This window comes from Streptomyces sp. NPDC049837, assembly GCF_040674455.1.
Lineage (GTDB): Bacteria > Actinomycetota > Actinomycetes > Streptomycetales > Streptomycetaceae > Streptomyces.
In genome coordinates, this window is the sequence record NZ_JBFAMP010000003.1 from 306,209 (window position 1) to 326,571 (window position 20,363).

A 20,363-nucleotide genomic window follows, 5' to 3' on the forward strand; every position below is an offset into this window, starting at 1 on the left:
CATGACGAATGCTTCCGACACGGTGAACTTCACGTTCTCCGACACCATCGCGGGCCGGGTGACCGGTTTCGACCGCGAGGCGCGGGTGGTCACCGTCATCACGCCGGGCGGCACGGAGTTCCGGATATCCCTGGACGGCGGCCCGAGCGCCGAGCTGCTGCACAACCTGGGCGAGCCGTACCAGGACGCCTCGGGTCACATCGACGACATGCTCCAGGAGGGCACGTTCGTCCTCGCGTACGGCATCTTCTACCCCACCGAGGAGCGGCTGCGGTTCGAGGCCAAGCGGCTGGTCTTCGTGGGCCGGCAGGGCGACGACTTCCGCTTCGAGGAGGCGGGCTGGTGGATCCGGCAGATCCGGGAGATCGCCGCGTTCTACCGCAAGGCCCAGTTCGGCGACGGGCCGGTCGACTTCGAGCAGTACCGCACGGAGATCCGCCTCGGCGGCGAGAAGACCGCCAGCCACGTCCAGGAGACCGACACGATCTCCCGGCTGGTGTACGGCATGGCGTCGGCGTTCCTGCTGACCGGTGAGGACGAGTACCTGGAGGTCGCCGAGCGCGGCACCGAGTACCTGCGCGAGCACATGCGGTTCGTCGACACCGACGAGAACGTCGTGTACTGGTACCACGGTCTGTCCATCGACGGCGACATCGAGAAGAAGCTGTTCACCTCGGAGTTCTCCGACGACTACGACGCGCTGCCGGCGTACGAGCAGATCTACGCGCTCGCCGGGCCGGTCCAGACGTACCGGGTCACCGGCGACCCGCGGATCAGGAACGACGCCGACGCCACGATCCGGCTGTTCGACCGCTTCTACCTGGACCCGGAGCACGGCGGGTACTTCTCGCACATCGACCCGATCCTGCTCAGTCCGCACCACGAGTCCCTCGGCCCGAACAAGGCCCGCAAGAACTGGAACTCCGTCGGCGACCACGCCCCCGCCTACCTGATCAACCTCTACCTGGCGACCGGCGAGAAGCGTTACGCCGACATGCTGGAGTACACCTTCGACACCATCGTCGAGCGGTTCCCCGACCCCAAGAACAGCCCCTTCGTGCAGGAGCGGTTCCACCAGGACTGGTCACACGACACCACCCACGGCTGGCAGCAGAACCGGGCGGTCGTCGGCCACAACCTGAAGATCGCCTGGAACCTGATGCGGATGCACAGCCTCCGCCCCAAGCCCGAGTACCTGGAGATGGCCGCCTCGATCGGCGAGACCATGCCCGACGTGGGCGCCGACCGGCAGCGCGGCGGCTGGTACGACGTGGTCGAGCGGATCAAGCAGGCCGGCGAGGAGCACTTCCGCTTCGCCTGGCACGACCGCAAGGCCTGGTGGCAGCAGGAGCAGGCGATCCTCGCGTACCTGATCCTGCACGGCATCACGGGCCGGGAGGACTTCCGCGACGAGGCGCGCGACGCCCAGTCCTTCTACAACGCCTTCTTCCTCGACCACGACGAGGGCGCCGTCTACTTCAACACCCTGGCCAACGGCCTGCCGTACCTGCTGGGTGTCGAGCGGCTCAAGGGCAGCCACTCGATGAGCATGTACCACTCGGCGGAGCTGTGCTACCTGGCCGCCGTCTACAACAACCTGCTGGTGGGCGGCAAGGCCATGGACTTCTGGTTCAAGCCCGACCCGTCCGACCTGGACGGCCGGCTGCTGCGGGTCGCGCCCGACCTGCTGCCGCCCGGCTCGGTGCGGATCGAGTCCGTCGACATCGAGGGCGAGCCGCACACCGACTTCGACGCCGACGCCCTGACCGTGACGCTCCCCGAGACCTCGGGCCGCGTGAAGGTCAAGGTCCGGCTGGCTCCCCGGGCCCGTACGGAGGTGACCGGATGACCGTCAAGGTGAACTCGCGCTCCGAGGGCGACATCACCGTCATCGCCCTCGACGGAGAGATCAACAGCACCACCTCCGGCGGCCTCCAGGCCCAACTGCTGCCGTTCATCCGGCAGGGCGCCGAGGTGCTCGTCGACCTCACCGGGGTCTCCTACGTCTCCAGCGCCGGGCTGCGCACGCTGCTGATCGTGCACCGCCGCGCCCAGCAGCTCAACGCCCGGATCACCCTCGTCGGACTGTCGGAGGAGGTCACCTTCGTCATGAACGCCACCGGCTTCCTGGACTTCTTCCAGATCGGTGAGGACGTGGACTCCGAGCTGGAGCGGGCGGCCCGATGAGCCCCCGGGACGCCACGGAGATGCGCGAACGCGTCGACGCCTACCCCACGCACCGGATCGCCGGCTACCGGGTACGGGCCGGGCGGCCCTTCCCGTACGGGGCGACCCCGGTGCCGGGCGGCGTCAACTTCTCGGTCTACTCCGACCGCGCCACCTCGATGAGCCTGGTGCTCTTCGAGCGTGGCGCGCCCGAGCCGGCCGCCGAGCTGGAATTTCCGGCCGAGTTCCGCACCGGCAGCGTGTACGCGATGACGGTGTTCGGCCTCGACCTGGAGAACCTGGAGTACGGCTTCCGCGCCGACGGGCCCTTCGACCCGGTGACCGGCGACCGCTTCGACGCCCGCCGGGTGCTCAGCGACCCCTACGCCCGGCTCGTCTCGGGCCGCGACGTGTGGGGCAAGGAGCCGGACTGGAGCAACGTCTACCAGTACCGCGCCCAGGTGGTGAACGACGACTTCGACTGGGGCGACGACACCCCGCTGCGCATACCCACCGAGGACCTCGTCATCTACGAGACCCATGTGCGCGGCTTCACCCGGCACCCCTCGTCGGGCGTGACGGCGCCGGGGACGTACGCGGGGCTGCGGGAGAAGATCCCGTACCTGAAGGAACTGGGCATCAACTGCGTCGAACTGCTGCCCGTCTTCGAGTTCGACGAGCTGGACAACCCGCGCACCAACCCGGTCACCGGCGAGCGGCTGCACAACTACTGGGGCTACAACACCGTCTCCTTCTTCGCGCCCAAGGCCGGCTACGCGGCCACGGGCCGGTTCGGCATGCAGGCCGACGAGTTCAAGTCCCTGGTGAAGGAGCTGCACAGGGCGGGCATCGAGGTCGTCCTGGACGTGGTGTTCAACCACACCGCCGAGGGCAACGAGTACGGGCCGACGATCTCGTTCCGCGGGCTCGACAACGCCACGTACTACATGCTCACGCCGGACGGCCAGTACTACAACTTCAGCGGCACCGGGAACACCGTCAACTGCAACCACCCGGTCGTGCGGGACTTCGTGCTGGGCTGTCTGCGCCACTGGGTGGCCGAGTACCACATCGACGGGTTCCGCTTCGACCTGGCGGCCATCCTCGACCGCGCCCCGGACGGCACCCCGCTGCCCAACCCGCCGCTGCTGGAGCAGCTCGCCTACGACCCGGTCCTGCGGCACACCAAGCTGATCGCCGAGGCGTGGGACGCGGCCGGGCTGTACCAGGTGGGGCACTTCCCCAACTACGGCCGCTGGTCGGAGTGGAACGGCAAGTACCGCGACGCGGTGCGCAAGTTCATCAAGGGCGAGCCCGGCGTCGCCGGTGAGCTGGCCACCCGCATGGCCGGCTCGCCCGACCTGTACTGGGGCCGGGGCGCCGCCGCGTCCATCAACTTCGTCACCGCGCACGACGGATTCACCCTCAACGACCTCGTCTCGTACAACGACAAGCACAACGAGGCCAACGGCGAGGGCAACAACGACGGCGCCAACGACAACTACAGTTGGAACTGCGGCGAAGAGGGCCCCAGCGCCTCCCCGCACGTGCGGGACCTGCGGATGCGCCAGATGAAGAACATGCTGGCCATCCTCCTCACCAGCCAGGGTGTCCCCATGATCCTGGCCGGCGACGAGGTCGGCCGCACCCAGCTCGGCAACAACAACACCTACTGCCAGGACAACGAGCTGTCGTGGTTCGACTGGGGCCTGGTCGAAGCCAACGCCGAGCTGCTGGAGTTCACCCGCGGCCTGATCGCCTTCCGGCACGCGCACCCGGTGCTGCGCAACACCGAGCACCCGCGCGGTGTCGACTCGATGGGCAGCGGTTACCCGGACGTGAGCTGGCACGGGGTGCGCGCCTGGCACCCCGACTGGGCGGACCACTGCCGGGTCGTCGCCCTGATGCGGTGCGGCCGGCACGCCAAGGGCGGGGTACCCGACGACCACGTGTACGTCGCCGTGAACGCCCACTGGGAGCCCCACGACATGGAACTCCCGCAACTCCCGGACGGCCAGGCCTGGCACCTGTTCGCCGACACGGGCGCCCTGATGCCGTACGGCATGCACCCGCTCGGGCAGGAGCCCCTGCTGGAGCACCCCGGGCGCTACCACCTGGGCCCGCACTCGGCCGTGATCCTCGTCGGCCGCCCCGTACCGACAACCCAGAAGGAGATGGCACCGTGACGTTCGACGTGAGGCTCAGGGTCAACGAGCGGGTCGCGACGATAGAACTCACCGGCGAGCTGGACGCCTCCAGCGCCGGCCGCTTCCACGACACCATCGACGAGGCCGCCGCGGCCGGGTCGATCGAGCTGGTGATCCGGGCCGAGAAGCTCTCGTACATGTCCAGCGCGGGGCTGCGGTCCCTGGTGTTCGCCCGCCAGAAGATGGGCGACGACGTCAGGATCGCCGTCGTCGGCGCCACCGAGCCGGTCGCCCACACCATCAGGCTGGCCGGGTTCGACCACAGCATCGACCTGATCGACGCCTGAGGGGGCGAGGAGACATGGCGCTCGACTCCGGTGCCGCGTCACCGTCCGGCCCGTCCGCCGGAACCGGCTCCGGCACGCCCGACGCGCTGCGGATTCCGGCGCGGCTGGCGTGCCTGGACCGGGTGGCCGAGTTCGTGCTGGGGCTCGGGGCGCGGGCCGCGCTGCCGGAGAGCTCCGTGTACCGGCTGCGGCTCGCCGCCGACGAGCTGGCGACCAACATCGTCATGCACGGCTACCGGGGCGCCGCCGGGGAGATCTCCGTGGACGGGGGCATCGACCCGGACCAGGTGTGGGTGCGCTTCGAGGACGACGCCCCGGCGTTCGACCCGCGCCAGGGCATGCGCCCCCCGGCGCTCGACGTGCCGCTCGCCGAGCGGCAGATCGGCGGGCTCGGGGTGTTCCTCGCCTTCACCGCGGTCGACTCCTTCGAGTACGAGCTGGTGGCCGGCCGCAACGTGAGCACCCTGGTGATGCGCCGGTCGGCCGCCGCCACCGGCCCCGGGACGGGATGAGGTGACATGCTCCAGACCAATGTGCTGCTGCTGGACGAGCACCGCAGCGCGCCGCCGGAGCTGCTGAAGGCGCTGGACAGCGTGGGCGCGGTGGTACGGATCAGGACCCCCGCGGACGTGCTGGTCGTCCAGCACGGGCAGCTCCCCGCCACGGAGGTCCTGCTGGCGTACGCGGGTCTGTCACCGCACACCGTGCGCGCGGTGGCGCGCCGCCTGGACGACGAGGGCCAGCGGCCGACCGTGGTGGCGTTCGCCGAGCACGACCTGCACCTGCTCGGCAGCCACATCCACGCCGGCTCCGACTACCTGGTGCCGCCGTTCTACCCGGACCTCGTACGGGCCCGGCTGCGCGACTGCCACGAGCGGGCCAACTTCACCCGGACCATGGAGGACGTCACCGCCCGCGCCGAACTGCTCAGCTACGAGCGGGAGCTGGAGATCGGACGGGAGATCCAGATGGGTTTCCTGCCCGAGTCGCTGCCCAACCCCGACGGCTGGGAGATCCATGTCCGCTTCCGTCCCGCCAGGACCGTCGCCGGCGACTTCTACGACGTGTTCGAGCTGGTCAACAACCGCCGTCTCGCGCTGGTCGTGGCCGACGTCTGCGACAAGGGCGTCGGCGCCGCGCTGTTCATGGCACTCATCCGCAGCCTGCTGCGGCACACCGCCGAGCAGAGCGGGCTGCAGAGCCTGATCGCGGCCGACCTGCTGGGCGAGGAGACCGGCTGGCGGGAGCAGAGCCGGGCCATCCCGGTCGTCGGCGCGACCCCGCTGCTCAACGCCGTGGTGGGCACCAACAACTACCTGACCAGGAACCACATCAGGCAGGGCTACTTCGCCACCATGTTCTTCGGCGTCCTGGACCCGCTCACCGGCAACCTCGTCTACATCAACGGCGGCCACAACCCGCCCGTCCTGGTGAGCGGCGAGGGCAAGGACCCGGTGCTGCTCGAACCCACCGGCCCGGCCGTCGGGGTCATCCCCGACGGCACCTTCTCGCTGGGGTACGCCCAGATCGGCCCGGGCGACACCCTGTTCGTCTACACGGACGGGGTGACCGAGGCCCGGTCGATGTCGGGGCGGTTCTTCGGCGACGAGCGGTTGCTGGCGGAGCTGGCGCGGGCGGCGGTGCGCGGCGAGGAGCTGCTGGACCACATGGACGGGGTGCTGAGCGAGTTCGTCGGCCCGTCCGAGCAGTCGGACGACATCACCATGATGGCCGTCCACTGGCGCCTGCCGGAAGACGGCCAGGACGATCACTAGACCGATTCACCGGATGGGACCATGTCGCAGATCATCACCGTGCACTCCTACCGAGGGGGTACGGGAAAGTCCAGCACGGCCGCGAACCTCGCGCTGCTCCTGGCCTCCGCGGGGCGCCGGGTCGCGCTCGTGGACACGGACATCCAGACACCCGCCCTGGACCTGATGTTCGGTGACACCGTGCCCGCCGTCCGCCGCTCGCTTGCCGACTACCTGATCGGCCACTGCGAGATCGAGGACGCGGCCTACCCCTGCCGGGCGGACGTCGGCCACGACGGCGTCTTCCTGGTACCGGCCAGGAGCGGGGCGGCCGGCATCAACGAGATCATGGGGCGCGGCTACGACGTCGGCCTGCTGCGCGAGGGCTTCGACCGGCTGATGGACCTGCTCGCCCTCGACGTGCTGCTGCTCGACACCCACGCCGGGTTCAACAACGAGACCGTGACGGCGATGGCCAGCTCCGACGCGCTGGTGATCGTCACCCGGGCCGACCGGCTCGACCTCGCGGGCGCCGGCGAGACGATGGCGCTGGCGGGGCGGCTCGGCTGCGTACGGGTGAGCGTGGCGCTGAGCATGGTGCCGGACGGCGTGGTGAACGACCGGATGCGCGCGGAGGTCGAGTCCGCGTACGCCACGGAGATCACGGCCGTCCTGCCGTACGCCCCCGAGATGGCGTCCCTCGCCGGGGAACGGCTCTTCAGCCCGGCCTACCCGCACCACCCTCTGGTGGCGGGCTACCGCCGGATCATCTCCGCCGTGAGCAACGGCACCACCGCGATACGCCGGTGAACCGGCGCCCTTCCAGGAGTCTTCAGGAGGCATGACGATGCAGGGCAGGACGCAACGACGGAACGCGCCGAGCCGCGAGGCGGCCGCGCCCACCCGGGGCTTCGCGCCGACCGTCGGGCGCATCCCCGTGGTGGACGTGCGGCCCTGTGTGGACGCGGGGCGGCGGCCCGCGCGGGCCGTGCCGGGCGAGGTGTTCGAGGTGAGCGCGACCGTGTTCCGGGAGGGGCACGACGCGGTGGCCGCGAACGTGGTGCTGACCGGCCCGGACGGTGAGCCCGGCCCGTGGACGCCGATGCGGCTGACCGCCCCCGGCACCGACCGGTACGCGGCGCACGTGTCGGCGGACCGGGAGGGCGACTGGACCTACCGCGTGGAGGCGTGGACCGATCCGGTGGCGACCTGGCGCAACACCGCGGAGGTGAAGGTCCCGGCGGGGATCGACGTGGAGCTGGTCCTCCAGGAGGGCGCCGCGCTCCTGGAGCGGGCCGCCGGGGCGTTCCCGGCCGCCGAGGGCGCCCCGCTGACGGAAGCCGCCGCCCGGCTCCGGGACACCGCCCTGCCCGTGGCGGAACGGCACGCCGCGGCCCTCGCCCCCGTGGTGACCCGCCTGCTGGCGGCCCGGCCGCCGCGCGAGCTGGTGACCTCGTCGGGCGAGCTGCCGCTTCGGGTCGACCGCGAACGCGCCCTGTACGGCTCCTGGTACGAGTTCTTCCCCCGCTCCGAGGGCGCCGTCGTCCCCGCCGGGCCGGGCCCGGACGGGCAGGTGGAACCGCCCCGCTCCGGCACGTTCCGCACGGCGGCGCGGCGGCTGGACGCGGTCGCCGCGATGGGCTTCGACGTGGTGTACCTGCCGCCCGTCCACCCCATCGGCACCTCCCACCGCAAGGGCGCCAACAACACGCTCACGCCCGGCCCCCACGACCCGGGCTCGCCCTGGGCGATCGGCTCCGCCTTCGGCGGCCACGACGCGATCCACCCCGACCTGGGCACCCTCGACGACTTCGACGCCTTCGTCGCCCGCGCCCGCGAACTGGGCATGGAGGTGGCCCTGGACTTCGCGCTCCAGTGCTCCCCCGACCACCCGTGGGTCAAGGAGCACCCCGAGTGGTTCAGGCACCGGATCGACGGATCGATCGCGTACGCCGAGAACCCGCCCAAGAAGTACCAGGACATCTACCCCATCGACTTCGACACCGACCCCGACGGGCTGCACGACGAGTGCCTGCGCGTCCTGCGCCACTGGATGGCGCACGGCGTGCGGATCTTCCGCGTGGACAACCCGCACACCAAGCCCGTGGCGTTCTGGGAACGGCTGATCGAGGCGGTCCACGCCACCGACCCCGACGTCCTGTTCCTCGCCGAGGCGTTCACCCGCCCCGCCATGCTGCACGCCCTGGCCCGGGTCGGGTTCCACCAGTCGTACACCTACTTCACCTGGCGCAACTCCAAGGACGAGGTGGAGTCCTACCTGTCCGAGCTGGCCGGACTCGGCGGCGAGGAGACCGCCGCCTACCTGCGGCCCAACCTGTTCGTGAACACCCCGGACATCCTGCACGCCTACCTCCAGTACGGCGGCCGCCCGGCCTTCGCCGTGCGGGCCGTCCTCGCCGCCATGGCCTCCCCCACCTGGGGCGTCTACGCCGGGTTCGAGCTGTGCGAGAACGTGGCCGCCGGTCCCGGCAGCGAGGAGTACCTGGACTCGGAGAAGTACCAGTACCGGCCCCGCGACTGGGCCGCCGAGGAGGCGGCGGGCACCTCACTGGCGCCGCTGCTGCGCACCCTCAACGAGCTGCGCCGCGCCCACCCGGCGCTGCGGCAACTGCGCAACCTGCGCTTCCACCGCGCCGACGACGACGCGGTGGTCTGCTTCTCCAAGCGGCACGGGGACGACTGGGTGCTGGTGGTGCTCAACCTCGACCCGCACACCGTCCGTGAGACGACCGTCTCGCTGGACCTGCCCGCGCTCGGGCTGGAGCGGACCGAGACGTTCACGGTCCACGACGCGCTCTCCGACGACGGCGCCACCTACACCTGGGGCCGCACCAACTACGTACGCCTCGACCCGCGCCGGCAGGTCGCCCACATCTTCACGGACGGGAACAGGAAGTGACCAGGGACCTGAGCGCCATATCCGCGCTGGCCGCCACCGACCTCAAGCGCCTCACCACCGGCGAGGTCAGCGACCCGCACGCCCTCCTCGGGCCGCACCCGGGCCCGGCCGGGGTGACGGTGCGCGTGCTGCGCCCGCTGGCCGGGGGCGTGACGCTCACCTCCCCGTCCGGCGAGCCGATCACCGAGCTGGCCCACGAGGGCGGGGGCGTCTTCTCGGGCACCCTCCCGGGGGCGGACATCCCCGACTACCGGGTCGCGGCCCGCTACGGGGACGAGGTCTTCACGTACGACGACCCCTACCGCTACCTGCCGACACTCGGTGAGCTGGACCTGCACCTGATACGGGAGGGCCGCCACGAGGAGCTGTGGCGGGTCCTCGGCGCGAACGTCCGCGACCACGAGTCCGGCCACGGCCCGGTACGCGGCACCGCCTTCGCCGTGTGGGCGCCCGACGCCCGCGCCGTACGCCTGGTCGGCGACCTCAACCACTGGGACGGCGCCGCCCATCCGATGCGGTCGCTCGGCGCGAGCGGCGTGTGGGAGCTGTTCGTGCCGGGTGCGGAGCCCGGCTGCCGCTACAAGTACGAGATCCTCACCCCCGACGGCCGCTGGATCCAGAAGGCCGACCCGCTGGCCACGTCGGCCGAGCCGGCGCCCGGCACCGCCTCGGTCGTCCACGCCTCCGCGTACCGCTGGAACGACGGCGACTGGATGCGCCGGCGCGGTGAGCGGGACGCCACCGAGGCGCCGATGAGCGTGTACGAGATGCACCTGCCGTCCTGGCGGCCGGGGCTCGGCTACCGCGAGCTCGCCCATGAACTGCCCGCCTACGTCAAGGGGCTGGGCTTCACGCACGTCGAGTTCCTGCCGCCCGCCGAGCACCCCTTCGGCGGCTCCTGGGGCTACCAGGTCTCCTCCTACTACGCGCCCATGGCGAAGCTCGGCTCCCCCGACGACTTCCGGTACCTGGTGGACCGGCTCCACCAGGCCGGCATCGGGGTGATCGTCGACTGGGTGCCCGCGCACTTCCCAAAGGACGACTGGGCGCTCGCCCGGTTCGACGGCACGCCGCTGTACGAGCACCCCGACCCGCGCCGGGGCGAGCACCCCGACTGGGGCACCCTCGTCTTCGACTACGGGCGCACGGAGGTCCGCAACTTCCTGGTCGCGAACGCCGTGTACTGGTGCGAGGAGTTCCACGTCGACGGCCTGCGGGTCGACGCGGTCGCCTCGATGCTGTACCTGGACTACTCGCGCCGCGAGGGCGAGTGGCTGCCCAACGCGTACGGCGGGCGGGAGAACCTCGACGCGGTGGAGTTCCTCCAGGAGATGAACGCCACCGTGCAGCGCCGCTGCCCCGGCGTCGTCACCATCGCCGAGGAGTCCACGGCCTGGGACGGTGTGACCCGCTCCACCGACCGGGGCGGGCTCGGCTTCGGGCTGAAGTGGAACATGGGCTGGATGCACGACTCGCTGTCGTACATGGCCAACGACCCCGTGCACCGCCAGTACCACCACCACGCGATGACCTTCGCGATGATGTACGCGTACGCCGAGAACTACCTGCTGCCCATCAGCCACGACGAGGTCGTGCACGGCAAGGGGTCGCTGCTCGGCAAGATGCCCGGCGACCGCTGGCAGCAGTTCGCCAACCTGCGCGCCTACCTGGCCTGGATGTGGTCCTTCCCCGGCAAGCAACTGCTCTTCATGGGACAGGAGTTCGCCCAGGACAGCGAGTGGTCCCACGACCATGGCCCGGACTGGCGGCTTGCGCGGTACGCCCCGCACGCGGGGGTGCGCGACCTGGTGCGCGACCTCAACCGCCACTACCTCGCGGACCCGGCGCTGTGGCGCCTGGACACCCGGCCCGAGGGGTTCCGCTGGATCGACGCGGACGCGGCCCAGGACAACGTGTACTCCTACCTGCGGTACGCGGGGCCGGGCGAGCCGCTGGTGTGCGTCTTCAACTTCCAGCCGTCGGCGCGCGGCGCCTTCCGGGTCGGCCTGCCGTCGTCCGGCGACTGGACCGAGGTGCTCAACACCGACGCGGCGGCGTACGGCGGCAGCGGCGTGACCAACCCGGGCACCGTACGCGCCGAGGACGTGCCCTGGCAGGGGCTGCCGGCGAGCGCGGAGCTCACCCTGCCGCCGCTGGGCGCCGTGTGGCTCCGCCCGCAGAGCTGACAACGACTGGAGAAGCCATGCCCGCACCGCGACTGAGGACCACCCCGCTGCCCGGGATCGGCGTGCAGTACGAGCTCACGACGCGCCGGCACGACACCCTGTCCGTCGTCGCCCACCGCGACGGCACCCGCACGCTCAACGTCCACCACGACGACGACCCCGACTCGTGCGGTCTTTCCATGCGGCTCACCGGCGCGGAGGCGCTCACCCTCACCGAGGCGCTGCTGCCCAGCCACAACAACCCGAACCTGCTGCACACCAGCGACTTCGGGCTGCTGGCGGAACGGGTCACGGTGACCGGCGACTCGTACTGGAACGGGCGGCAGTTGGGCGAGACGAAGATGCGCACGGCGACCGGCGCGTCGATCGTGGCGGTCATGCGCCGCGCGCACCCCATCCCGTCGCCCGGGCCGGAGTTCCGGCTGCGCGGCGGCGACACGGTGATCGTCATCGGTACGCGCGAAGGCGTCGACGCGGCGCACGCCATCCTCGAACGGAAGTGATGCCGTGCATTCCGCTGTCTTCCTGATCGAGTTCGGCGCGGTCGTGCTGGCCCTCGGGCTGCTCGGCCGGTTCGCCGCGCGCGTGCGCTTCTCCCCCATCCCGCTGTACCTGCTGGCCGGACTGGTCTTCGGGCACGGCGGGATCGTCCCGCTGGGCGGCAGCGAGGAGTTCATCGAGATCGGTGCCGAGATCGGTGTCGTCCTGCTGCTGCTGATGCTGGGCCTCGAATACACGGCCGGTGACCTGGTGGGGCACTTGCGCACCCACGCCCCGGCCGGGGTCGTCGACTTCCTGCTGAACGCCCTGCCCGGCGCCGCCGCCGCGCTGCTGCTGGGCTGGGGCCCGGTGGCCGCGGTGGTGCTGGCCGGGGTGACGTGGGTGTCGTCGTCCGGGGTGATCGCCAAGGTGCTGGGCGACCTGGGCCGGATCGGCAACCGCGAGACGCCCGCCATCCTGAGCGTGCTGGTCCTGGAGGACCTGGCGATGGCCGTGTACCTGCCCATCCTGACGACGCTGCTCGCCGGTGCCGGCTGGGCGGCGGGCGGGGTGACCCTGGCGATCGCGCTGGGCGCGGTCGGGGTGGTGCTGGTCGTCGCCGTGCGGTACGGGCGGCACATCTCGCGGTTCATCTCCAGCGACGACCCGGAGAAGCTGCTGCTGGTGGTCCTGGGCCTGACGCTGCTGGTGTCCGGGTTCGCCCAGGAGCTCCAGGTGTCGGCGGCGGTGGGGGCGTTCCTGGTGGGCATCGCGCTGTCCGGGGAGGTCGCGGAGAACACGCACCACCTGCTGATGCCGCTGCGGGACCTGTTCGCCGCGGTCTTCTTCGTCTTCTTCGGGCTCAGTACGGACCCGGCGACGATCCCGCCCGTGCTGCTGCCCGCGCTGGTGCTGGCGCTGCTGACGGCCCTGACGAAGATCGGTACGGGGTACTGGGCGGCCAGGCGCGCCGGGATCGGCGAGCGCGGGCGGTGGCGGGCCGGCGGTGCGCTGGTGGCGCGGGGCGAGTTCTCCATCGTCATCGCGGGGCTGGCGGTCGCGGCGGGCGTGGAGCCCGCGCTGGGGCCGCTGGCGACGGCGTACGTGCTGCTGCTGGTGGTGTTCGGGCCGGTGGCGGCGCGGTTCACCGAGCCGGTCGCGATGTGGGTGTCGGGCCGCCGGGCTCAGCGGCGGGGGGTCGCCTCCGCGCCGGCGTCCGCTCCCGTGGCGGGCGCCGAGCCCGAGCCGGTGCCGGTACGGGACTGAGGCCTCGTAGCCGCTCGGCAGGGCGACGTGGCCGTCAGGGCCGTCGTCCCGGCGTGGACCGCCGGGGCGGCGGCCTTTGCGCATGCCCTCGCCCCGGCCGTCCGTCACGGGTGGCGGGCCGGGGCGAGGGCCGGTACGGCGCTGAAGACGCCGTCGGGGTCGTAGCGGCGTTTGACGTCCAGCAGCCGGGCGGCGTTGGGGCCGAAGCCCAGCAGGGCACGCTCGCGCTCGTCGGCGCCGAGCAGGTTGGGGTAGCCGCCGGGCAGGGCGTGCCCGGCGAGCTCGGCGGACACCTCGCGCGCCCACTGGCGGTGGGCGATGTCGACGGCCGCGGCCCCTTCCGGGACCCAGGAGCCGGCGATCTCCACGAGGAGGTGGTCCCGGCGGAGGGCGAAGGGCGTGTCGGTGACCGGGACGCGGGCCGCGGCGCCGTGGAAGTGGTGCAGGAAGATCCCGGAGTACGGTGACGTCATGCGGGCGGCCGCCGAGACGAGCAGGTCCGCGGTGGTGTCGGTGAGTCCGGGCAGCCAGCGCGTGCGCATCTCGTTGTGGCGGCCGTCGACGATGGTGTCGTCGAACATGCCGAGGACGTCCTGGTACGCCATGGGGGCGACCTGGCCGAATACCGGTGTGCCGAGCCGGGCGAGCGGGGCAGTCGCCTCCTCGCCGCGGGCCGGGTCGCCGCTCCACACAGGCAGCAGGAACAGCACAGGGGCGCCTTCGGGGCCGGTGAAGAAGCCCGCCATCACGGTCAGTTCGTCCGGTGCTTCGGCGATCAGCTCCCGGTAGCCGCGCAGGACGGTCCGGGCCTCGGTGAGAGGGAAGAGGAGCAGGCCGGACCGGACGGTGGTGCCGGGGTGGACGCGGAAGCGCAGGCGGGTGGCGACCCCGAAGTTGCCGCCGCCTCCGCGCAGCGCCCAGTACAGGTCCGGGTTCTCGTCGGTGTCGGCGGTGACCTCGGTGCCGTCGGCCAGGACGACGCGGGCCCCGAGCAGGTTGTCGGCCGCCAGGCCGTGACTGCCGCCGAGGAGCCCGTACCCGCCGCCGAGGGTGAGCCCGGCCACGCCGACGGCCTTGACCGTGCCGAGGACGGGGCGGAAGCCGTGGTGGTGGGCGGCGGCGACGAGGTCACCTGCTCGGACGCCGCCCTGGACCTCGGCAGTGCCCGTGCCGGCGTCCACGGTAACCCCGTCGAGCGCGCGCAGGTCGAGGACGACGCCGCCGTCGTGCAGGGCCCGCCCGGCCCAGTCATGGCCTCCGCCGCGTGCCGCGAGCGGCAGGCCGTGTTCACGCGCGACGCGTATCGCCGTGGCCACGTCCCGGCCGTCGGCGCAGCGGACCAGTACGGCGGGGCGCCGGTCGACGGCGCCGTTCCAGATCCGCCGCGCGCTGTCGTAGGCGGCGTCGCCGGGTAGGAGGACGGTGCCGCGTACGGCCGCCCGCAGTTCCGCGCCGGGTCCGGTGGTGAGCGAAGTAGATCGCATGGAAGTGTCCCTTCGGTCGGTGTGGCCGCAAAGCGAAGGGCGCCCGGGCAGGCCGGGCGCCCTTGCGATGGAGACAGGATCAGCGGGCGACCTGTGCGTAACGGCCGGACTGGACCGTGGTCTTGTCGACGGCCGCGAGGAAGTCCTGCGTCTCGGCGGCGGAGAAGAAGCCCTTCATGGTGGCGTCGGCGTCCTCCGGGGTGGCCCAGTGGACGATCACCAGGTACTCGCCGTCCTCGCTGCGGGAGACCTCGCGGGAGAGGAAGCCGGGGCGCTTGGCCATGTACTCGGTCTCGACCTTCCGGTCGAGGGTCTCGAAGCGGGCGGTGTCGGTGCCGGGTATCAGCTTGAACTTGACGGTCTCTACGGTGCTCACGAGGGTTCCTCCTGGAAGGCGTCGGCGTGGGCGCGGGCCCACTGGGTGAAGGTGCGCGGCGGGCGGCCGAGGAGTTCGGCGACGGTGGGCCGGACCTTGGAGTCGTCGAGGGTGCCCTCCGCGTAGTAGCGGAAGAAGGCGTCGATGTACTCGGGGGGCGTGCCGCTGTCCGCCATCTCCTCGCGGGCCTCCTCGTCGCTCTGGCCCTCGAAGCGCAGGGGACGCCCGAGGACCTCGGCGAGGACGCGCACCCGGTCGGCGGGCAGCAGGGGCTCGGGGCCGCTGATGGCGTGCGCGCGGCCGTAGTGGTCCGGGTCGAGCAGGACGTGCGCGGCGACGGCCGCGATGTCGTACGGGTCGATCATGGCGACCGGCACGGCGGGGAACGGGGCGCGCACCACGTCCCCGGCCGCCAACTGCGCGGTCCACTGGAAGGTGTTGGACATGAAGCCGCTGGGCCTGAGGATCGTCCAGGGCACGAGGGAGCCCCGTACCGCTTCCTCGGAGCGGATCATGAACCGGGAGATGGCGTTGTCCAGGTCGCCGTCCGGGGCGGCGATGCTGGACAGCAGCACCACGTGCTCGACCCCGGCGCGGGCGAACTCGGCGAGCAGGCCCGGCATGTCCGCGTACCCGGGCAGCAGGAACACCGCCTGTACGCCCTTGAGGGCGGGGCGCAGCGACTCGGGATCGTTGAGGTCGCCGACGGCCGCCTCCGCCCCGGCGGGCAGTGCGGCGGCCTCCGGTCCGGCGGGCTTCCTGACCAGGGCGCGCACCGGCCGGCCGGAGCCGGCCAGCCTCGCGGTCAGCTCGCCGCCGACGTGGCCGGTGGCTCCGGTCACCAGAATCATGCGTACTCCTTCTTACGTCAGGTCCAGCACGAGGCGGCCACGGACGTGGCCCTCCTCGCCCAGCGCGTGTGCCTGGCCCACCTGGTCCAGCCGGAACACCCGCTGGATCTCGGGGCGGACGCTGCCGGCGGCGAGCAGGCCCGCGATCCGGTCGAGGACCGGCCCGTCGGGGTGGACGTAGGTGAAACCGGCGCGCACGCCGTGCGCCTGCGCGGTCTGCCGGTAGTCGGGGCCCTCGCCCTTCAGCGTGACGACGATCCCGCCGGGGCGTACGACGTCGAGGAGCCGGAAGAACTCGGCCCCGCCCATGGGGTCGACGGCCAGGTCCACGTCCGAGACCTCCTTCTGGAGGGGAACGGTGCGGTAGTCGACCGCCTGGTGGGCGCCGAGGGAGCGGACGAAGTCGTGGTTGACGGGGGACGCGGTGCCGATGACCTCGGCGCCCGCGTCCACGGCCAACTGCACCGCGATGTGCCCGACTCCCCCGGCGGCGCCGGACACCAGGACCCGGTGGCCGGGGCGCAGCCCGCCGTGCTCGAACAGCGTCTGCCAGGCGGTGAGCCCCACCATGGGCAGGGCCGCGGCCACGATGTGGTCCACGCCGTCGGGCTTGGCGGCGAGTTCGGTCTCGGGGGCGACGGCGTACTCGGCGTACCCGCCCGCCAGGGCCGGGAAGCGCGGCATGCCGAACACGGCGTCGCCCTCGGTGAACCGCCGGACGCCCGGGCCGGTGGCGGCCACCGTGCCCGAGACGTCCCAGCCCAGCACGGCGGGGAACCCCTCCACGCCGACGCCCTGGCCGGCCCGGGTCGCCCAGTCGATGGCGTTGACGCCGGCCGCGTGGACGCGGACCAGCACCTCGCCCTCACCGGGGACCGGCACGGGCAATTCCCGTACGCGGAGGGCGTCCGGCCCGCCGAAGGAGCCGATGACGGCCGCCCGCATCACGGCCGGCGGCGTCACGGTGCGAGGTGCAGGTCGTGGCGGGGCGCGAACTCCACGATCTGCTGCTTCTGGAGCGGGGTGAGCGGGATGGGCGCCTCGCCCGCCCGGGCCTCCTGGCCGATCTCCATGAAGAAGTTCTCCAGGTACGCCGGGGTGAACATGAACAGCATGCGGCTGACGTGCAGCCCGACGTTGCGGAACCGGTGGCGGGTACCGCGCGGCACGAAGACGAAGTCCCCGTCGTGGGCGGTGAAGGTCTTCTCGCCGTTGAGGAACTCGATGTCGCCGTTGAGGATGTAGAACGCCTCGTCGGCGTGCGGGTGGATGTGCGGCGGCGGGCCGCCGCCGGGCGGGACGGACGCCTCGGCGAAGGTGAGGGAGCCGTTGGTGTTCTCGCGGGTCGCCTTGAAGGTGTAGATGGCGTCGCCGAACCAGTACGTCGGGCCGGTGCCCGCCGGGTGGTGGACGACCTTGCCCTCGGGGTGGGCCACGGTCTCGGTGGTCATCTGGGTCTCCGGGGTCAGAGGCGGAACAGGCCGGGGTCGGCGACCACGACGTCGAGCAGGACGGGGCCGTCGGCGTTCAGCGACTCGCGCAGCGCCGCCTGGAGGCCCTCCGGTGTCTCGACGCGCTCACCGCGCACGCCGAAGCCGCGGGCGAGCTGCGCCATGTCGACGCCGCTGAGGTCGTACCCCTTCTCCCAGGACTTCTGGTCCTGGAGGTAGTACTTCAGCGACAGGTAGCCGGCGTTGTCCGGGATGACGAAGGTGACCGGCAGGTTGTGCTGGGCGGCCGTCCACAGCGAGTGCAGCGTGTACTGGGCCGAGCCCTCGCCGACGACCACGACCGCGCGGCGGTCCGGGCGGGCGAGCGCGTAGCCGACGGCGCCGGCGAAGGGGAAGCCGAGGGCGCCGCTGGCGGTGGCGAAGTAGCCGTTGCCGGCGCCGAGCGGGATCTGCTCGTGGAAGTCGGCGCGGGCGATGGGCAGTTCCTCGAACAGCACCGCCGTCTCGGGCAGCTCCTTGGACAGCAGGTGGAACAGGTACGCCTGGGTCAGCGGCGTGGACGGCTCCGGTACGGGCACGGGCTCCCGTACGGGGGTGAGGGCGACGCGCTCGCGCTGCTCGACCAGCGGGACCAGCGCCTGGACGACGGCGCCGGGCGGGGCGACGAACGCCGTGTTCGCCAGGGTGGCGGCCGCGGCCTGCGGGTCGTCGGTGACGTGCAGGAACTCGACGTCCTCGGTGAGCGTGGGGCGGGGGCTCCGGTCGAGGTCGGCGGGCGCGGTGGAGAACAGGTCCCAGGCGGTGAACAGCGTGAAGGCGGGGCCCCCGAAGACGACGACCACGTCGTGCTGCGCCGACAGCCGCTCGTTGATCAGCTCGGGGATGGGCGGCAGGACACCGGCGAACAGCGGGTGGTCCTCCGGGAACGCGCCACGGTTCCACACGGGCGCGCCCCAGACGCGGGCGTTGAGCTTCTCGGCCAGCTCGATCAGCGCGCCGCGGGCGCCCTGGGCGTCGACCGGGCCGCCGGCCACGATGCCGGGGCGCCGGGCGCCGTTGAGGGCGGCGGCGATGCGGTCCAGGGCGGCCGGGGACGGGACGGTGGCGTTCTCGACGGTGGGGATGCGGACCGGGTTGGGGTCGGCGGGACGGACGAAGTCGTCCTCGGGGACGGCCACGAACACCGGGCCCTGGGGGGCCTGCTTGGCGATCCGGTACGCCTGGGCGATCATCGCCGGGACGTCCTGGGGGCGGGCGGGCTCACCGGCCCACTTGATGTACGGCTTGGGGAGCTGGGTGGAGTCCTTGGCGATCAGGAACGGCTCGCCGAGGAGCATCTTGCGGGCCTGCTGGCCGCCCAGGATGACCATGGGGGTCTTGGCGGAGGCCGCGGTGTAGACGCTGCCCATGGCGTTGGCGAGGCCGGGGCCGCCGTTGATGATGACGAGCGAGGGTTCGCCGGTGGCCTGGGCGTAGCCGTCCGCCATGCCGACGACGGACGCCTCCTGGAGGCCCATGACGAACCGGAACTCGTCGTCGGGCCAGGCCTCGAAGAGCTTCATCTCGGTGTGGCTGGGGTTGCTGAAGATGGTCGTCAGACCCAGTCGGCGCAGGACGTCCAGCGTTTCGTCGCGTACGGTCCGGTGGCCGGTTGCCTCGGTCACGGTCATTCTCCTGACGGGGGTGGGTTAGTTGGCGGGGCTGGGCACGGCTGTGGCCGGTGCGGGGACGGTGAGCTTGCGCCCGGCCCAGGTGGCGGGGAGGGCGAGGGCGCAGACGATCAGCGCGACGAGGGGTGCGCGGGAGATGTCGTAGGTGGCGACCGCCCAGCCGCCGATGGCGGCGCCGGCGGCGATGCCCGCGTTGACGGCCGAGGCGCCGAGGGTGGCGGCGAGGTCGCCGCCGGGGCCGGCGAGGGAGATGACCCGCAGTTGGAGGGACGGCACGATGCCGAACCCGACGAGCCCCCAGGCGGCCAGGGCGAGCCCGGCGAGGACCGGGTTGGAGCCGGTGAGGTGGAGCGCGCCGAGGGCGAGGACGAGGACGGTGTTGCCGACGAGGAGGGTGAGGTCGGCGTTCCGGTCGGCGAACTTCCCGCCGGCGAACGTGCCGATGGCGCTGGCCAGGCCGAAGATCAGGAGGAAGGCGCTGACGCCGCCGCCGGAGATGCCGGTGACGTCCTCCAGGTAGGGCGCGAGGTAGGTGAAGGCGGTGAACTGCCCGCCCAGGAGGACCAGTCCGATGCCCAGCATGGCGAGCACCCGGGGCGCGAAGGCGTGCCGCGCCTGGGCGCGCAGCCCGCCCGAGCCGCTGCCGTCGACGGCGGGTACGAGCGCGAGGACGGCGACGAGCGCGAGGGCGCCGAGGATCACGATGCCGGTGAACGCGGCGCGCCAGCCGATGGACTGGCCGACGAGCGTGCCGAGGGGCACGCCGATCACGGTGGAGACGGCGATGCCGCCGAACACCATGGAGACGGCCTGCCCGCGGCGCTCGGCCGGTACGAGCCCGGCGGCGACGGCGGAGGCGACGCCGATGAACAGCCCGTGGATGGCGCCGGTGACCACCCGCGCGGCGAGCAGCAGCCCGAACGCGGACGCGACCACGGCGACGAGGTTGCCCGCGATGAACACGGCGAGGGCGAGCCACAGCAGCGTGCGGCGGGGCAGTCGGATGGTCGCGGCGGTCACCACGGGGCCGCCGAGCGAGATGCCGAGCGCGTACGCGGTGACCAGCAGGCCCGCCGTCCCGACGGACACGTCCAGGTCGCCCGCGATGAGGCTGAGCACCCCGACGATCACCAGCTCGGCGGTGCCGATCACGAACGCGCCGAGCCCGAGCGCGGCGAGCGCGTAGGTACTGCTCCGGGTCCCGCTCATCCGCGAGCCCCTCCTTCGTTTCGACGTTCGGACAATGTGTGCCACGGCACCCCCGG

At 72.1% G+C, this 20,363-nt stretch carries 18 protein-coding genes; 11 read left to right on the plus strand and 7 right to left on the minus strand.

What is annotated here, in order from left to right:
• Position 1: 1 nt before the first annotated feature.
• From AB0J57_RS09300 to AB0J57_RS09350, 11 genes are read left to right on the plus strand one after another with little or no spacing between them, the layout of a single operon-like run.
• Positions 2-1,849 carry an AGE family epimerase/isomerase gene (locus tag AB0J57_RS09300; protein ID WP_366127418.1) on the plus strand — a complete coding sequence of 616 codons (1,848 nt, stop codon included), beginning with the start codon at positions 2-4 and terminating at the stop codon, positions 1,847-1,849.
• Positions 1,846-2,187, plus strand: a complete 342-nt coding sequence (locus AB0J57_RS09305; protein ID WP_366127419.1) for an STAS domain-containing protein — start codon at positions 1,846-1,848, stop codon at positions 2,185-2,187. The genes AB0J57_RS09300 and AB0J57_RS09305 overlap by 4 nt, the downstream gene beginning before the upstream one ends.
• Entirely contained in the window at positions 2,184-4,352 is a 2,169-nt protein-coding gene (gene glgX, locus AB0J57_RS09310) for a glycogen debranching protein GlgX (RefSeq protein WP_366127420.1), read from the plus strand. Before AB0J57_RS09305 ends, glgX begins: the two co-directional genes overlap by 4 nt.
• Positions 4,349-4,660, plus strand: a complete 312-nt coding sequence (locus tag AB0J57_RS09315) for an STAS domain-containing protein (protein WP_366127421.1) — start codon at positions 4,349-4,351, stop codon at positions 4,658-4,660. Before glgX ends, AB0J57_RS09315 begins: the two co-directional genes overlap by 4 nt.
• A gap of 14 nt (positions 4,661-4,674) precedes the next feature.
• Complete coding sequence (locus AB0J57_RS09320; RefSeq protein ID WP_366127422.1) at positions 4,675-5,172, plus strand: ATP-binding protein; 498 nt, start codon at positions 4,675-4,677, stop codon at positions 5,170-5,172.
• Positions 5,173-5,178: 6 nt separating this feature from the next.
• Positions 5,179-6,435, plus strand: coding sequence for a SpoIIE family protein phosphatase (locus AB0J57_RS09325; protein ID WP_366127423.1), 1,257 nt, complete (start codon positions 5,179-5,181; stop codon positions 6,433-6,435).
• A gap of 21 nt (positions 6,436-6,456) precedes the next feature.
• A complete protein-coding gene (locus tag AB0J57_RS09330; RefSeq protein ID WP_366127424.1) occupies positions 6,457-7,224 on the plus strand; it encodes an AAA family ATPase in 768 nt (255 codons plus the stop codon).
• 31 nt (positions 7,225-7,255) lie between these two features.
• Entirely contained in the window at positions 7,256-9,334 is a 2,079-nt protein-coding gene (locus tag AB0J57_RS09335; RefSeq protein WP_366127425.1) for an alpha-1,4-glucan--maltose-1-phosphate maltosyltransferase, read from the plus strand.
• Positions 9,331-11,520 carry a 1,4-alpha-glucan branching protein GlgB gene (gene glgB, locus AB0J57_RS09340; RefSeq protein ID WP_366127426.1) on the plus strand — a complete coding sequence of 730 codons (2,190 nt, stop codon included), beginning with the start codon at positions 9,331-9,333 and terminating at the stop codon, positions 11,518-11,520. The genes AB0J57_RS09335 and glgB overlap by 4 nt, the downstream gene beginning before the upstream one ends.
• A gap of 17 nt (positions 11,521-11,537) precedes the next feature.
• The gene (locus AB0J57_RS09345; protein WP_366127427.1) at positions 11,538-12,023 is read left to right on the plus strand and encodes a TrkA C-terminal domain-containing protein; all 486 of its coding nucleotides are present in this window, start codon (positions 11,538-11,540) and stop codon (positions 12,021-12,023) included.
• Positions 12,024-12,027: 4 nt separating this feature from the next.
• Positions 12,028-13,266, plus strand: coding sequence for a cation:proton antiporter (locus AB0J57_RS09350; protein ID WP_366127428.1), 1,239 nt, complete (start codon positions 12,028-12,030; stop codon positions 13,264-13,266).
• Positions 13,267-13,370: 104 nt separating this feature from the next.
• Here the strand turns inward: AB0J57_RS09350 and AB0J57_RS09355 are convergent, their stop codons facing one another.
• The 7 genes from AB0J57_RS09355 to AB0J57_RS09385 all read right to left on the minus strand — a co-directional run bounded on the left by AB0J57_RS09355 (position 13,371) and on the right by AB0J57_RS09385 (position 20,307).
• Entirely contained in the window at positions 13,371-14,750 is a 1,380-nt protein-coding gene (locus tag AB0J57_RS09355) for an FAD-binding oxidoreductase (RefSeq protein WP_366127429.1), read from the minus strand.
• 79 nt (positions 14,751-14,829) lie between these two features.
• On the minus strand, positions 14,830-15,126 hold the full coding sequence (locus tag AB0J57_RS09360; protein WP_366127430.1) for a hypothetical protein: 297 nt from the start codon (positions 15,124-15,126) through the stop codon (positions 14,830-14,832).
• Entirely contained in the window at positions 15,123-15,977 is an 855-nt protein-coding gene (locus AB0J57_RS09365; RefSeq protein WP_366127431.1) for an NmrA family NAD(P)-binding protein, read from the minus strand. The genes AB0J57_RS09360 and AB0J57_RS09365 overlap by 4 nt, the downstream gene beginning before the upstream one ends.
• 12 nt (positions 15,978-15,989) lie before the next feature.
• Entirely contained in the window at positions 15,990-16,940 is a 951-nt protein-coding gene (locus AB0J57_RS09370; protein WP_366127432.1) for an NADP-dependent oxidoreductase, read from the minus strand.
• Positions 16,937-17,428, minus strand: a complete 492-nt coding sequence (locus AB0J57_RS09375) for a cupin domain-containing protein (RefSeq protein WP_366127433.1) — start codon at positions 17,426-17,428, stop codon at positions 16,937-16,939. Before AB0J57_RS09375 ends, AB0J57_RS09370 begins: the two co-directional genes overlap by 4 nt.
• Positions 17,429-17,442: 14 nt before the next feature.
• Positions 17,443-19,092, minus strand: a complete 1,650-nt coding sequence (gene mdlC / locus AB0J57_RS09380) for a benzoylformate decarboxylase (protein WP_366127434.1) — start codon at positions 19,090-19,092, stop codon at positions 17,443-17,445.
• 24 nt (positions 19,093-19,116) lie between these two features.
• Positions 19,117-20,307 carry an MFS transporter gene (locus AB0J57_RS09385; RefSeq protein WP_366127435.1) on the minus strand — a complete coding sequence of 397 codons (1,191 nt, stop codon included), beginning with the start codon at positions 20,305-20,307 and terminating at the stop codon, positions 19,117-19,119.
• Positions 20,308-20,363: the final 56 nt, after the last annotated feature.